This is a genomic window from Nocardia heshunensis, from assembly GCF_054782115.1.
The window spans coordinates 1,130,772-1,144,240 of sequence record NZ_BAAGTC010000003.1; the positions used below are offsets into that span (position 1 = coordinate 1,130,772).

The 13,469-nt window shown below is 68.5% G+C and carries 13 protein-coding genes; 8 read left to right on the top strand and 5 right to left on the bottom strand.

Annotated elements, in window-relative coordinates; genetic code table 11:
* Positions 1 to 3: 3 nt before the first annotated feature.
* From ACYVN4_RS12200 to ACYVN4_RS12210, 3 genes are all read right to left on the bottom strand, one after another.
* The gene (locus ACYVN4_RS12200) at positions 4 to 486 is read right to left on the bottom strand and encodes a cation:proton antiporter regulatory subunit (protein WP_460720330.1); all 483 of its coding nucleotides are present in this window, start codon (positions 484 to 486) and stop codon (positions 4 to 6) included.
* A gap of 72 nt (positions 487 to 558) precedes the next feature.
* Positions 559 to 933, bottom strand: a complete 375-nt coding sequence (locus ACYVN4_RS12205; RefSeq protein WP_460720332.1) for a DUF952 domain-containing protein — start codon at positions 931 to 933, stop codon at positions 559 to 561.
* 31 nt (positions 934 to 964) lie between these two features.
* Complete coding sequence (locus ACYVN4_RS12210) at positions 965 to 2,290, bottom strand: aldehyde dehydrogenase family protein (protein ID WP_460720333.1); 1,326 nt, start codon at positions 2,288 to 2,290, stop codon at positions 965 to 967.
* A 135-nt stretch (positions 2,291 to 2,425) separates the two neighbouring features.
* Here ACYVN4_RS12210 and ACYVN4_RS12215 point away from each other — a divergent pair, with 135 nt between their 5' ends.
* The 5 genes from ACYVN4_RS12215 to ACYVN4_RS12235 all read left to right on the top strand — a co-directional run bounded on the left by ACYVN4_RS12215 (position 2,426) and on the right by ACYVN4_RS12235 (position 8,646).
* Entirely contained in the window at positions 2,426 to 3,463 is a 1,038-nt protein-coding gene (locus tag ACYVN4_RS12215) for an AraC family transcriptional regulator (protein WP_460720335.1), read from the top strand.
* Between the two features lie 69 nt (positions 3,464 to 3,532).
* Positions 3,533 to 5,356 carry an acyl-CoA dehydrogenase gene (locus ACYVN4_RS12220; protein WP_460720337.1) on the top strand — a complete coding sequence of 608 codons (1,824 nt, stop codon included), beginning with the start codon at positions 3,533 to 3,535 and terminating at the stop codon, positions 5,354 to 5,356.
* 486 nt (positions 5,357 to 5,842) lie between these two features.
* Positions 5,843 to 6,037: a DUF7455 domain-containing protein gene (locus ACYVN4_RS12225; protein ID WP_040809921.1), complete on the top strand. Its 195-nt coding sequence runs from the start codon at positions 5,843 to 5,845 to the stop codon at positions 6,035 to 6,037.
* Positions 6,038 to 6,362: 325 nt separating this feature from the next.
* The gene (locus tag ACYVN4_RS12230) at positions 6,363 to 8,096 is read left to right on the top strand and encodes a DEAD/DEAH box helicase (protein ID WP_460720340.1); all 1,734 of its coding nucleotides are present in this window, start codon (positions 6,363 to 6,365) and stop codon (positions 8,094 to 8,096) included.
* A 1-nt stretch (position 8,097) separates the two neighbouring features.
* Positions 8,098 to 8,646 (top strand): hypothetical protein, encoded by a 549-nt coding sequence (locus ACYVN4_RS12235; protein ID WP_460720342.1) that lies wholly within the window; start codon positions 8,098 to 8,100, stop codon positions 8,644 to 8,646.
* On the opposite strand, the gene ACYVN4_RS12240 is transcribed toward ACYVN4_RS12235, so the two are convergent.
* The gene (locus ACYVN4_RS12240; protein WP_460720344.1) at positions 8,634 to 9,209 is read right to left on the bottom strand and encodes a class I SAM-dependent methyltransferase; all 576 of its coding nucleotides are present in this window, start codon (positions 9,207 to 9,209) and stop codon (positions 8,634 to 8,636) included. The genes ACYVN4_RS12235 and ACYVN4_RS12240 overlap by 13 nt on opposite strands.
* An 85-nt stretch (positions 9,210 to 9,294) precedes the next feature.
* Here ACYVN4_RS12240 and ACYVN4_RS12245 point away from each other — a divergent pair, with 85 nt between their 5' ends.
* Positions 9,295 to 10,065: an AraC family ligand binding domain-containing protein gene (locus tag ACYVN4_RS12245; protein WP_460720346.1), complete on the top strand. Its 771-nt coding sequence runs from the start codon at positions 9,295 to 9,297 to the stop codon at positions 10,063 to 10,065.
* 77 nt (positions 10,066 to 10,142) lie between these two features.
* The gene (locus tag ACYVN4_RS12250) at positions 10,143 to 10,442 is read left to right on the top strand and encodes a DUF1905 domain-containing protein (protein WP_460720348.1); all 300 of its coding nucleotides are present in this window, start codon (positions 10,143 to 10,145) and stop codon (positions 10,440 to 10,442) included.
* Positions 10,443 to 10,497: 55 nt separating this feature from the next.
* Here ACYVN4_RS12250 and ACYVN4_RS12255 read toward each other — a convergent pair whose 3' ends face one another.
* A complete protein-coding gene (locus ACYVN4_RS12255) occupies positions 10,498 to 12,207 on the bottom strand; it encodes a DEAD/DEAH box helicase (RefSeq protein ID WP_460720350.1) in 1,710 nt (569 codons plus the stop codon).
* A 122-nt stretch (positions 12,208 to 12,329) separates the two neighbouring features.
* Here ACYVN4_RS12255 and ACYVN4_RS12260 point away from each other — a divergent pair, with 122 nt between their 5' ends.
* On the top strand, positions 12,330 to 13,457 hold the full coding sequence (locus ACYVN4_RS12260) for a YihY/virulence factor BrkB family protein (RefSeq protein ID WP_460720352.1): 1,128 nt from the start codon (positions 12,330 to 12,332) through the stop codon (positions 13,455 to 13,457).
* The last annotated feature ends 12 nt before the right edge of the window (positions 13,458 to 13,469 follow it).

The window sequence follows — 13,469 nt, forward strand, 5'->3', positions numbered from 1 at the left end:
GGTTCAGCCGTCTACCAGGATGCGGGCGGCCGCGTCCAGCCCGTGCGGAGTGCCGACCACGACGAGGATGTCCCCGGAGTCGAGGACCTGATCCGGTCCCGGTGAGGGTTGCACCTGCCCGGCGCGCATGATCGCCACGATCGACGCCTTGGTGCGGGTCCGCATTCCGGTGTCGCCGAGGCGACGGCCGCGATAGGGCGAGCTGCCGCTGATGCTGAGCTGTCGGGTGGTGATCCCGGGTAGGTCCGAGTGCTCCTCCCGCAACTGCTGCACTAGTTGCGGCGCCCCCAGCAGGTTCGCCAGCACCGCGGCCTCGTCCGGGGTGAGCGGCACCTGCGCCAGGCAGGCGTCCGGATCGTCCCGCTGCGACACGATGAGATCGATCCCACCGTCCCGGTGCGCCACCACCCCGATCCGCCGCCCCGCTCTGACTTCGAAGTCCTTGCGTACACCGATTCCGGGCAGCGCTGTCACGTCGACGTTCACGACGTCCAGACTAGGACAACCCACCCCGATCACCGGGAGCTACGTCCCGGCCGTGATCACTTCGCCACGAGCTCAGTTCGTCGTGAGTGGGGCGAAGGTACCGTCCGGCCCCGGGCGGAAGTCGGTCACCTCGAGCACCGCGGCCAGCGCCAACGGACCGTAGAGGTGCGGGAAGAGCATGGAGTCCGGATCGGTGGGAACGCCCGGCTCCCACTTCACCGGCGCGGTCAGGCGGGCCGGATCCAGGTGCAGCAGCACCAGATCGGTGCGACCGGCGAAGATCCGGTTGGCCGGGAGGTGCGCCTGATAGGGCGCGGAGAGGTGGATGAATCCGGTCTCGCCGAGGTCGGGGGTGCGGTATTCGCCTGCGGCGCGGGCGGATTCCCATTCGTCCCGGGAGCAGATGTGCAGCAGCGTGGACGGCGTCGTGTCCTGTTCGATTCCCACGGGTTCCACTGTAGGACCCGGACGGGCGTGCTCAGAACGGTTGGGGTCGGGCGATGTGGGGTGAGATGTCGTTGACGCCGACCCGGGTGGGGGCGAAGCGGCCGACCGCGCGGGAGGCGGCGGCGGTATCGGCGGTCCAGACGCTCAGGCAGGGTCCGGCCGGGGAGCGGCGGGCCAGCTCGAACGCCTCCCCCGCGTCGGCGACCCGCACCACCGGCAGCACCGGGCCGAGGGTCTGCTGGGTGAGCACGGCCATGGTCGGGTCGACATCGGCGAGCACGGTCGGTTCGAAGCCGTGGTCGGTGCCGGTGCCGCCGCAGCGCAGGGTCGCGCCCTTGAGCAGGGCGTCGCGCACCTGGTCGCGGACCAGCTCGACCTGGGCGGCCGAGGTCATCACCCCGATGCCGATCTCGTCGCCGAGGATCGGCCCGAAGGCGGCGGCCTCGGTCACCAGTTTGTCGAGAAAGGCGTCGTAGGCCGAGTTTTCGACATAGATGCGTTCGACGCAATTGCAGCTTTGCCCGTTGTTCGCCAGCCCGCCCAGTGCAATGCTGGCGGCGGCCCGATCCAGGTCAGCATCGGACAAAACGACCGCTGCGGACTTGCCGCCGAGATCCAGACAGCACGGAATCAGCCGGGCCGCGGCGCGCAGCGCCACCACCTTGCCGGTCGCCACGCTTCCGGTGAACCGGACATAATCCACGCAATCGAGGACAGCCGGTCCGGCGTCGTGCCCGGCCACCGTCTCGAAAACCGCTGGGGCCCCGGTGCTGTGCCAGCCCGCGGTCACCGCGCGCAGGGTCAGCGGCGTCTCCGAGGACGGCTTCACCACCACCGCGGCGCCCGCCACCAGCGCGGGTGTGGCGTCGAAAACGGCCAGCGCCAGCGGATACGTCCACGGCCCGATCACCCCGACCACCGCGCCCGCCGGTTGCGCGACGGCCAGCTGCATGGCCGCCCCCGGGCGCAGGGCGACCTGCGGATGTCGTCCGCCCAGGTAGTGCGCGCCGTGCGCGCGATAGTGGTCGAGGGCATCGAGGGCCAGGCCGAACTCGGCATCGGCCTCCGATTCGGTCTTGCCGGTCTCCAGCCCCAGCAGCGCGACCAGCGCATCCCGGTTGTCCAGCAACCAGTTTCGGAACACGGTCAGCCAATGGATCCGACCGACCACCCCGAGCGAGTGCCAGAGCGCGGCATTGTCCCGCAGCCGCTCCACGGTGGCCCGCACCACGGCGGGCGTCTCGGTGGCGATGGTGTCGACCACCCGGCCGTCGGCGGGTGCGATCACGGTGAGCATGGGCGGTCGGGCCTTTCCGGCATCCGGCACCTGAGATTCTGAGCTTTGCGCGGTGCGCATGAATCTCACCGTATGGGTGAGGGTTTCGGCCGACCAGCTCTCAATGGGCCAGGAATCGGCGAATATCGGCCGCACCAGGCAACTTACCGGCCGGTAACGGGCATGGGGAAGCCCAAAGTTTGCGAGACTTCCTGAGTGACGGAAGAGTTGGCACCACTGCGTTCCATCACCAGCACCGCGCTGCTGGCCGATTTCGCGGTGGGCCGGGGCATCCCACTGCCGGAGGTGCTGCGCGACACCGGCATCAGGGAGGGCAATCTGCACGACCCGTCCGCCGAAATCACCATGGGCCAAGAGTTCTCGGTCATGCGCAATGTGGTCGAGGCGGTGGACGACGAGCCCGGCATGGGATTGCTGGCCGGTCTGCTGTGCCACCCGCCGACCCTCGGCGTGCTGGGCTTCGCGCTGATGAGCAGCTCAAACCTGCGCCACGCCATGGACATTGCGCTGCGCTACGCGGATCTGTCCTTCACCGCCGCCCGGCATCACAGCGAGGATCACGGCTCCGAGGTGTGGGTCCTGCGCGACGACAGCATGCTGCCGCCGGAGATCCGGCGCTTCGCTCTGGAACGCGATCTCGCGGCCATCGCCACCATTCAGCAGGATCTCATCCCCACCCGGGTACCCGCCGTGCACGTGCAGCTCTACGTGGACGCGCACCCCATCTACGAGATGTTCGGGGCGGTGTTCGGGGTCGAGGAGGTGCTGTTCTCGGTTCCACAGTCGCGCATGGCATTTCAGACCAGCACGCTGGAAATGCCGCTACCCCAAGCAAATTTGTCGACCGCCCGGTTTTATGAGCAGCAGTGCGCCGACCTGATGGAATCCCGCCACAGCCGGTCGGGTCTCAGCGGCCGGGTGCGTCAGCTGCTCATCCGCCACGGCGGCTCCGCCGATCAGGCCCGCATCGCGGCCGACCTGGACGTGAGCGTGCGCACCCTGCGCCGCCGCCTCGCCGAGGAGGGCACCACCTTCCGCGAGCTCAGCCTCGAGACCGTCGGCATGCTCGCCGAGGAACTGCTCATCGCCGGGCTGACCGTCGAGCAGGCCGCCGACCGGCTCGGCTACGCCAGCGTGTCGGCCTTCGCCTCGGCGTTCCGCACCTGGAAGGGGCAATCACCGGGTCACTTCGGCCGCCTGCATCGCGGCCGCGCCCCCGTCCGCACCCGCTGACCGAAACCGGACAGAGCGGATCTGGTAGACCGGCAGGTACGACCCGTGTAGCCGAACCTGCGAGGAAGCATGAATTCGTCCGTCATCATGTCCGCCCGTGATCTCGAGTTCCTGCTCTACGACTGGCTGGACGTGACGGCGCTGACCGGGCGCGAGCGCTTCGCCGATCACTCGCGCGAGACCTTCGATCAGGTCCTGCAGCTGTGCCAGGATCTGGCGACCACGTACTTCGCGCCGCACAATCGCGAGAACGATCTGCACGAGCCCACCTTCGACGGGGAACGGGTCACCATCCTCCCCGCGGTCGGCAAGGCGCTGAAGGCGTTCGCCGAGTCCGGGATGATCGGCGCGGCAATGGATTACGAGATCGGCGGCATGCAGCTGCCGCATGCGGTCTACACCGCCTGCATGTCGTGGTTCCATGCCGCCAATGTCGGCACCGCGGCCTACGTCATGCTCACCACCGGCAATGCCAATCTGCTTGCCGCGCACGGCAGCCCGGAGCAGATCGACACCTACGTGCGGCCCATGCTGGAGGGCCGCAATTTCGGCACCATGGCGCTGTCCGAGCCGCAGGCCGGGTCCAGCCTGGCCGATATCACCACCCGGGCCGTGCCCGCAGCGGACGGTGCGTACCGGCTGTTCGGGCACAAGATGTGGATCTCCGGTGGTGATCACGAACTGTCGGACAACATCATCCATCTGGTGCTGGCCCGCATCCCGGGCGCGCCGGAGGGCACCCGCGGCATCTCGCTGTTCGTCGTGCCCAAGTTCCTGCCCGACGCCGAGGGCAAGGCGACCGTGCACAACGATGTGGCGCTCTCGGGCATCAATCACAAGATGGGCTGGCGCGGCACGGTCAATACCGCGCCCGTGTTCGGCGACGGCAACTTCACCCCGGGCGGGGAGGCGGGCGCGATCGGGTATCTGGTCGGCGAACCGAATCACGGTCTGGCGCAGATGTTCACGATGATGAACGAGGCGCGGATCAGCGTCGGCCTGGCCGCCACCGCGCTGGGCTACACCGGCTACCTCAAGTCTCTGGAGTACGCGCGCAGCCGTCCGCAGGGCCGCTCGGTCTCGGCGCGCGGCGGCGCGCAGGTGCCGATCATCGAGCACCCGGATGTGCGGCGCATGCTGCTGGCCCAGAAGTCCTATGCTGAAGGGGCTTTGGCGCTGGCGCTGTACTGCGGCAAGCTCGTCGACGAACACCGCACCGCGGCAACCGAAGCCGAGCGCGATCGGGCCGCCACCCTGCTGCGCATTCTCACCCCGATCGCCAAGTCCTGGCCGAGCCAGTGGTGCCTGACCGCCAACGATCTGGCCATCCAGATCCACGGTGGGGCCGGGTACACCCGCGACTACGACGTGGAACAGCACTATCGCGACAACCGCCTCAACCCGATTCACGAAGGCACCCACGGCATTCAGAGCCTGGATCTGCTGGGGCGGCAGGTCACCCTTGACAACGGCGCGGCCCTGGCCGTGCTGCTCGAGACCATGACGGCCGCCATCGCCGCGGCCCGCGCCACCGGCGACACCGAACTCGCGGGGTTCGCCGCGGCCCTCGAGGCGGCCACCACGCGCCTGACGGCGACCACCGCGGGTCTGTGGCGCGACGGCGATCCCGGGGCGGCCCTGGCCAATTCGGCCGTGTATCTGGAGGCGTTCGGTCACGTGGTGCTGGCCTGGATCTGGCTCGAGCAGGCTGTGACCGCGCACACACTGCCCGCCGAGGACGCCCAGCATCGCGACCGCTCGGCGTTCTTGCAGGGCAAGCGGCTGGCCGCGCGCTATTTCTTCCGCTGGGAACTGCCGCGCACCACATCGCAATTCGACCTGCTCGACTCCGGTGACCGCACCACCCTGGAGCTCGACGAATCCTGGTTCTGAGCGCGCACACCGCAATTGCGCCCCGGTGGTTGTTCGCGCTCCGCGAACAACCACCGCACCGCCCTACCCCCCTCCCGTATACCGACGGGCCGGTGTGACGAGGTCACGCCGGTCGGAGCCGGGTTCCGGATCCACCCGCCTTGATTACGGTTTGCTGGCGCTCCGGCCACAAGAACCAATCGGAGTGTGAGTGTCGGTGGCCGCGGGTAGTCTCCCGGTAGACAACTCGATCAGTGCATCCGAACGGCAGGTGACCACTCCCCCGCGACCGATTCCCAGGACCTGTTCGCTTTCAGCGAAATCCCAGGTCGTGTTACTGAAAACACACGGGAAACTCAACGGGAACAAAGCCTGCCCGCCGAACGTCTGACAGAGTAGTCATCAGCCACTGCTGGGAAGTAGCGGTAGCGAGGTTCGCGGTAAGGTCCGCGAACCCCCACACCAGGCGAATGGTGTGCAAGCACCAGGAGCCAGGACGGAGGAGTCATGCCAGGAACCCTGACAAGCACCCCACTGACCGCGGTCGACCGTTGCGACCGCTGCGGGGCAGCTGCGCGCGTGCGCGCAACGCTTCCCGCAGGTGGAGAGTTGCTCTTCTGCCAGCATCACGCCAACGAGCACATGGACCGTCTCCGTGCGCTCGAGGCCGTGATCGACACGGAGTCGGCACCGGCGCTTTAACAGCTCCTCCAACTCGGAGGGACTTCGATTCCGAAGTCGCACCCCTTCGAGGAGCCCGCTCGACAACTGAATCTTCCCAACAGAAAACCCGGCAGCGGGCGACCAGATGGTCGCCCGCTGCTGCTGTGTACGGGGCGGTCGCGATGCGGTGCAGCACCGTTCGCGATCCGGGTTCAGCACCGTTGGCGACCTGGCGAAGTGGCTCGAGACACGTCGATCACACCTTGTGCAACGCGATGATCGTCATGTACGCACGGTGAGATCGGCCGGGTACAACGGATGAGTGCCGCAGACCTCGCAAGCTACCTACCTGCAGGATCGACATATGATCGCGCTCTGGACGTGGCAAGGCCACCTGCCCGGACGCGCGCCGAAGAACGTTGGCGAGGTGGAGACCCTCGCCCTGGCCATTCCGGACCGGGACGGAATCGGCGTCACGGACGTGGAATGCGCTCTGGTGGAACCGGAACGGTTATGCACTCTTGCTATCGAAAATCCCGGGGAATCGATACATCTCCTACGACAGGCACTCGAGACCGACGTCGAGGCGCGACACCTACCGACGGTCGCGCACGCCGTTCCGAATGCCGCCGGGACCGCCGTCGTGTCGGCGGGCCGTGCATTGCGGGCGCTGCGGGACACCGTCGCGTTGCAGGCCGAGCTGCGCTCCGGGCTGAAGGCCGAGCTGCGGCCGTATCAGGCGCGCGGCATCACCTGGCTGCGCGAGACCACCGACGCGCACGGCGGCGCGGTGCTGGCCGACGAGATGGGGTTGGGCAAGACCGTGCAGGCCATCGGGTATCTGCTCGGGAAGGCCGGGGACGGACCGCAACTCGTGGTGTGTCCGACCTCGCTGGTGGGCAACTGGGCGCACGAGATCGAACGCTTCGCGCCCGGACTACGGGCGGTGGCGTGGCGCGGCGGTGAGACGCCGGAGGCCGAGGCGGGCACCATCGTGGTGACGGGCTATCCGACGCTGCGCGGGCACGGCGAGGCGTTGGCCGGGCGGCAGTGGGCCAGTGTGGTTTTCGACGAGGCGCAGGTGCTCAAGAATCCGCGCACCCAGGTGGCGCGGGCGGCGCGGGCGATCACCGCCGACGCGCGGATCGCGTTGACCGGTACGCCGGTGGAGAACCATCTCGACGAGCTGTGGGCGCTGCTGAACCTCATCGTGCCAGCGGAATTCACGCACAAGGCGCAGTTCCGGCGGCGGTTCGTGCGGCCCATCACCGAGGGCTCGGCCCCGGCGGCGCTGCGGTTGCGCGACGCTATCGAGCCGATCGTGCTGGGGCGGCGCAAGTCTCAGGTGGCCGCGTCGCTGCCGCCCAAGATCCACTGCGATCTGGTGTGCGATCTGACCGCCGAGCAGGAGCAGCTCTACGACCAGTTGCTGGATCGGGCCGAGAGCGCCGGGTTCGGCAGCGGCGTGCAGCGGCACGGCCGGGTGCTCGCGGTGCTGACCGAGCTCAAGCAGGTGTGCAATCACCCGGGGCTGATCACCGGGGAGCTGGGCGAATTGGCCGGGCGGTCCGGCAAATTCGACGTCTGCGCCGACATTCTGGCCGGGAACCTCGAATCGCAGGCTCCCACGCTGGTGTTCACCCAGTACCGGCAGACCGGTGAGCTGCTGGTACGGCATTGCGCCGAGGCATTCGGGGTGACGGTGCCGTTCTTCCACGGCGGACTCGACCAGGAACAGCGCGGGGCCATCGTCGCCGACTTCCAATCCGCCGACGGCCCACCGATATTGGTGCTCAGCCTGCGCGCCGCGGGCACCGGCCTGACGCTGACCCGCGCCGCCGACGTCATCCACTTCGACCGCTGGTGGAACCCGGCGGTGGAGGCACAGGCGTCCGATCGCGCGCACCGCATCGGGCAGACTCGCACCGTCACCGTCACCACGCTGACCTCGGGCACCACCATCGAGGAACACATCGCCGGGATGCACGACCGCAAATCCGCGCTCACCGACCTCACCGACGCGACCGGCATCGCCGAGCTCGCCCGCATGGACGACGAACGACTCATGGAACTGCTGCGCCGGAAGCGAGGGAACTGACGTGCCCGACAACGAATTCGGCTACACCGCCTGGGGCCGCGACTGGGTCCGCCTGGCCGAACCCCTGCGCCTCACCAAACCCGAACCGCTGCTCCCCCGCGCCCGCAGCATCGCCCGCAACAACGGGGTCCGCATCGAACTCGAGGGCACCATCGTGCGCGCCCACATCCACCGCGGCACCGAAGCCTCGATCACCCACCTGGAACTGACCCCGTTGCCCCGCACCACCATCGAGGCTCTCGCCGCGATCGTCCCCGCCGACACCCTGGTCCTGAGCGACGACCTGCACGCCGCCGTCGTCGACGCGGGCATCTCGGTGACCCCCATCCTCGCCGCCACCGACTGCTCCTGCCGAGCCCGCAACCCCCGCTGCCTGCACATGCTCGCCACCTGCTACGCCGCGGTCCGCATGATCGACGAGAACCCCTGGCTCGCACTCGATCTCCAGGGCTACCGCAGCACCCCGCCGGATATCGACGACGACACCCCGGTCTCGATCCCCCGCTGGACACCCCTCGAGGTGCTGGAGGCGGCGACCTACTTCGGCTGAGGTCGGCGGGCGCGGAAGCGGAACATGGTTGCGGCGGTTTCGATCTCGATATCGGTGAAACCGGAGTGCGCGAGGCGGGCGGAGAGGGTGGCGGGCGGGACGGGTACGCAGGTGTCTCCGAGGTGCATGAGGCGGAAGGCGACGCGGTCGAGGCCGTCGCTGCCCGCGAAGACGCCGCCGGGGGTCAGGACCCGGAACGCCTCGGCGAAGAGGTCGTCCTGGCGGGCGGGCGACGGGACGTGGTGCAGCATGGTGAAGCAGACGACCGCGCTGAATTCCTTGTCGGGCAACGGCATCGCGGTGCCGTCGCCCTCGAGCACACGCAGCTGATCAGAGCGGCGCTCGCGGAGGCGAGCGGCGAGCGCCGGATCGATCTCGAGACCGGTGAGGTCGGGGACGCGGGCCCGCAGGGTGGCGACATTCGCGCCGTAACCGGGACCGACCTCGAGGGCTCGAGCGCCGAGGTCGAGATCGTTCAACGCCCACGGGACGATGCGGGTGGCGCTGGTGCGCTCCCACATGCTCGAGCGGCAGCACAGCTGGTGGAAGTAGTTCATTGCCATGGTGGAAACGCTATGCAGCTGCCGCCCTGGCCGCGAGAGACTACGGTGTCAGATTGTGTCGCCAAACGGTCAGACTTCGATCGTCATGACCTCGCCGCGGACGCGAGCAGGGGTCCTCGCGGCTCCGGCCGGACCGACGGCCATGGTGTTCGGAGTGGGCACGCTGCCCGCCGGGCACTGGTTCGACGTGCACGAGCATCCGCAGCATCAGATCGCCTGGGCTGCACGGGGAGTGATCACCGTGGAGACCGCGGGCGGGCACTGGGTGCTGCCACCCACCCGGGCCCTCTGGATTCCGGGCGATACGGGGCATCGCACCGGCACGCTCGAGGGCGCGATCATGCACGGCATCTACCTGATGCCCGACCGCTCGCCGGTGACCTATCCCGAACCGACCATGCTGCGAGTAGGCAGGCTCATGCACGAGCTGTTCCTGCATCTCACGGCCGACGCCACCACTCGCGAACAGCGGGAACGCGCCGAGGCAGTGGTCTTCGACCTGCTCGACCCGGTGGAGGTCGTGCCGATCGGTGCGCCGACTCCCGAGGAGTCACGCGCCCGCCGGGTCGCGCAGATCCTGCGCGCCGATCCCGCTGACCCCCGAACCCTGGCCGAATTGGCAGCCGCGGTCGCCACCAGCCCGCGCACCCTGGCCCGCAGCTTCCTCTCCGAAACCGGAATCACCTTCGGCCAGTGGCGAACCCAGCTCCGCCTGGCGGCCTCCCTGCCCTTGCTGGCGTCCGGGCTACCGGTCGCCCGGATCGCGGGCCGCGTCGGCTACGCCACGCCCAGCGCGTACGTGGCCGCCTTCCACCGCGAGGTCGGAGTCTCCCCGGCACGCTATTTCACCCGCTGACCCACCCCGCACCCGCTGACCCGCCACAGCCGCTGCCGCTGCCGATGCTGTCGGTTGCCGGCGCTACGGTCAGCGGCATGGCGAACTCCGTGTACTCGTTCACCGCCGAGCTCTGGGAGTGGGAGGCTCAGGCGTCGTGGTTCTTCGTGAGCCTGCCGGAGTCGGTCGCCGACGATATCGACGAGCAATTCGGCCATAGCGCAGCCGGATTCGGGTCGATCAAGGTCAAGGTCGCGGTGGGCGCGACCCGCTGGGCCACCTCGATCTTTCCCGACAGCAAGCGCGGCACCTTCGTATTGCCAGTGAAGAAGGCCGTGCGGGTCGCCGAGGGATTGGGGGTCGGCGACCCTGTCGAGATCGAGCTACAGATCGCCTGAAGGCAGCCCTGCGCTCCGCGCCGGATCGGTGGCAGGCGGAGTGGGCGCGAGTTGGTCAGACGCGGCGCAGGGCGGCGATTCGTTCGGTGAGCTGATCCGCGGTCGCGAGTGCGGTTGGGGGGCCGCCGCATTCGCGGCGCAGGTCGCCGTGGATGACACCGTGGGGTTTGCCGGTGCGGTGGTGGTGCATGGCTACCAGGCTGTTGAGTTCGCGGCGCAGTTCACCGAGGCGATCGGAGGTGGCGGCGCGTTCGGCGGCGGCCTCCACGCTGGGACCGGCCGGGGCCGCGGCGGCGGCGCTGCGTTCCGCCAGCTGGCGGGACTGGCGTTCGCGCAGCAGGGCGCGCATCTGGTCGGCGTCGAGCAGACCCGGGATGCCCAGGTAGTCGGCCTCTTCGTCGCTGCCGGAGAAGGTGGCCGTGCCGAAGGAGTCACCGTCGTAGATGACCTGGTCGAGTTCGGCGTCGGCGGCCAGGGCGACGAACTTCTTCTCCTCCTCGCCCGGTTCGTCCTTCTGCTTGTTGGCGTCGATGAGCAGTTCGTCCTCGAGCGCGTTCGCCTCGCGGTGCGGTTTGCCGATGACGTGGTCGCGCTGCAGTTCCAGCTGGGCGGCCAGATCCAGCAGCACCGGCACCGAGGGCACGAACACGCTGGCGGTCTCACCGGCCTTGCGGGCACGCACGAATCGGCCGATGGCCTGCGCAAAGTAGAGCGGGGTCGAGGCGCTGGTGGCATAGACGCCGACGGCCAGACGCGGAACGTCGACGCCCTCGGACACCATGCGCACCGCGACCATCCACGGATTGGTGTTCTCGCTGAACTCGCCGATGCGGGAGGAGGAGTCCGGATCGTCGGACAGCACGATGGTCGGCTTGCTGCCCGAGATGTGTTCCAGCAGTTCGGCGTAGTCGCGTGCCTTGTCCTGGTCGGTGGCGATCACCAGGCCACCCGCGTCGGGCATGCCGGTGGCGCGCAGCTGGCGCAGGCGGGTGTCGGCGGCGGTGAGCACCTTCGACATCCAGTCACCGGCCGGGTCGAGGGCGGTGCGCCAGGCACGCGCGGTCTGTTCGGCATTGAGGGGCTCGCCGAGGCGGGCGGAGTATTCCTCGCCCGCGCTGTCACGCCAGTGCGCCTCACCGGAGTAGGCGAGGAAGACCACCGGGCGGACGACGCCATCGGCGAGCGCCTCGGAGTAGCCGTAGGTGTGGTCGGCGCGCGACTTCTCGAAACCGGACTCGTCGGCCTCGTAGGTGATGAACGGGATCTTGGAGTCGTCGCTGCGGAACGGGGTTCCGGTCAGGTGCAGGCGGCGGGTGGCGTCGCCGAAGGCCTCCTCGACCGCTTCACCCCAGCTCTTGGCGTCACCGGCGTGATGGATCTCGTCCATGATCACCAGCGTCTTGCGGTTCTCGGTGCGCACCCGGTGCTTGAACGGGTGCGAGGCGATCTGCGCGTAGGTGACCACAACCCCGTGATAATCCGAGGATGTGGAGCCGGTCGAGTTGGAGAAGTTCGAGTCCAGCTGAATCCCGGTGCGCGCGGCCGAGGCCGCCCACTGGTGCTTGAGGTGCTCGGTGGGAGCGACCACCGTCACCTGATCGACCGTGCGGTCGTTCAACAACTCGGCAGCCACTCGCAGGGCGAACGTCGTCTTGCCGGCGCCTGGCGTCGCGACCGCAAGGAAGTCGCGTGGCTTGGCAGTCAGATACTTGGTTAGAGCCCTGCGCTGCCATGCACGTAGAGAACCGCCACCACCCGAAGTCACTCGGTAGAGAGTAGCCAGTGCAACCGACAGCTTTCCAATCCGACACAGCCCCTTCGAGTGCGCCACGACACATTGCGCGACTGGTCCCATTCGAACCGCTGGTAGGCGATGCTTGAGCCACGATGAACGCGCACGACGAATCTCAGCAACACGCCGACGCGCCCGTCCAGGGAACGCCCGTCGTGCTCGCCGCCACACGCTGGGGCCGGGTCCGGCAGCTCGTCGTACACGTCGGTGCGAAGGCGTGGGACGACTCCATTTTCGCCAAATCGGCGGCGGCCGCGTTCTGGCAGACGCTCTCGCTCGCCCCGCTGTTGCTGGGTCTGCTGGGCAGTCTCGGTTACGTGGGTCACTGGTTCGGGCCGAACACCGTGAACATCGTTCAGGCCAAGATCCTGAGCTTCGCGCGGAAGGCGTTCAGCCCCAATGTGGTCGACACGCTGGTCCAGCCGACCGTGAACGATGTGCTGCAGCGCGGGCACGGCGGGATCATCTCGGTGGGGTTCGTGCTGTCGCTGTGGGCGGGGTCCTCGGCCATGGCCACGTTCGTGGACGCCATCACCGCGGCACACGGGCAGGCGACCGCGCGGCATCCGATCTGGCAGCGGATCTTCGCGTTGCTGCTGTATGTGGCGTTTCTGGTGATCGCCGTGCTGATCCTGCCGTTGATCGCGCTCGGGCCGACGCTCGTCGGGCGGGTGCTGCCGCATGCGTGGCGGGAGCCGGGGTTGCGGTTGATCGACGCGTTCTACTACCCGGGCACTGGTCTGCTGTTGATCGTCGGGCTGACATTCCTCTACAAGACGGCCCTGCATCGGACCCTGCCGTGGCATCGACTCTTCGGTGGGGCGTTGGTCGCGGGTGTCTTCTTCATGGCGGCCAGCGAGGGGCTGCGGCGCTACCTGGCCTGGGTGACCCGCAACGGCATCTCCTACGGCGCGCTCGCCACCCCGATCGCGTTCCTGCTGTTCACCTTCTTCCTGGGTTTCTCGATCATTCTCGGCGCGGAGTTCAATGCCAGCGTCGAGGAGTTCTGGCCCGCCCGCGCCACTCGCTGGGAGCAATTGCGGCACTGGTGGAATGCGCGCAAGCGGCATCGGACACCCCCGCCCGCCCCGGTTGTTCCCGCTCCCCGTGCTCCCGCTCCGCACCCACCCATGCCGATCGACCCACCGACCGATCAGTTCCCCACGACTCCGCTCAGAGTCCATCCGTCCGGCGAGGCGGCCCGCCGCCGGCGTGCGCAGTAACCCTGACACGCA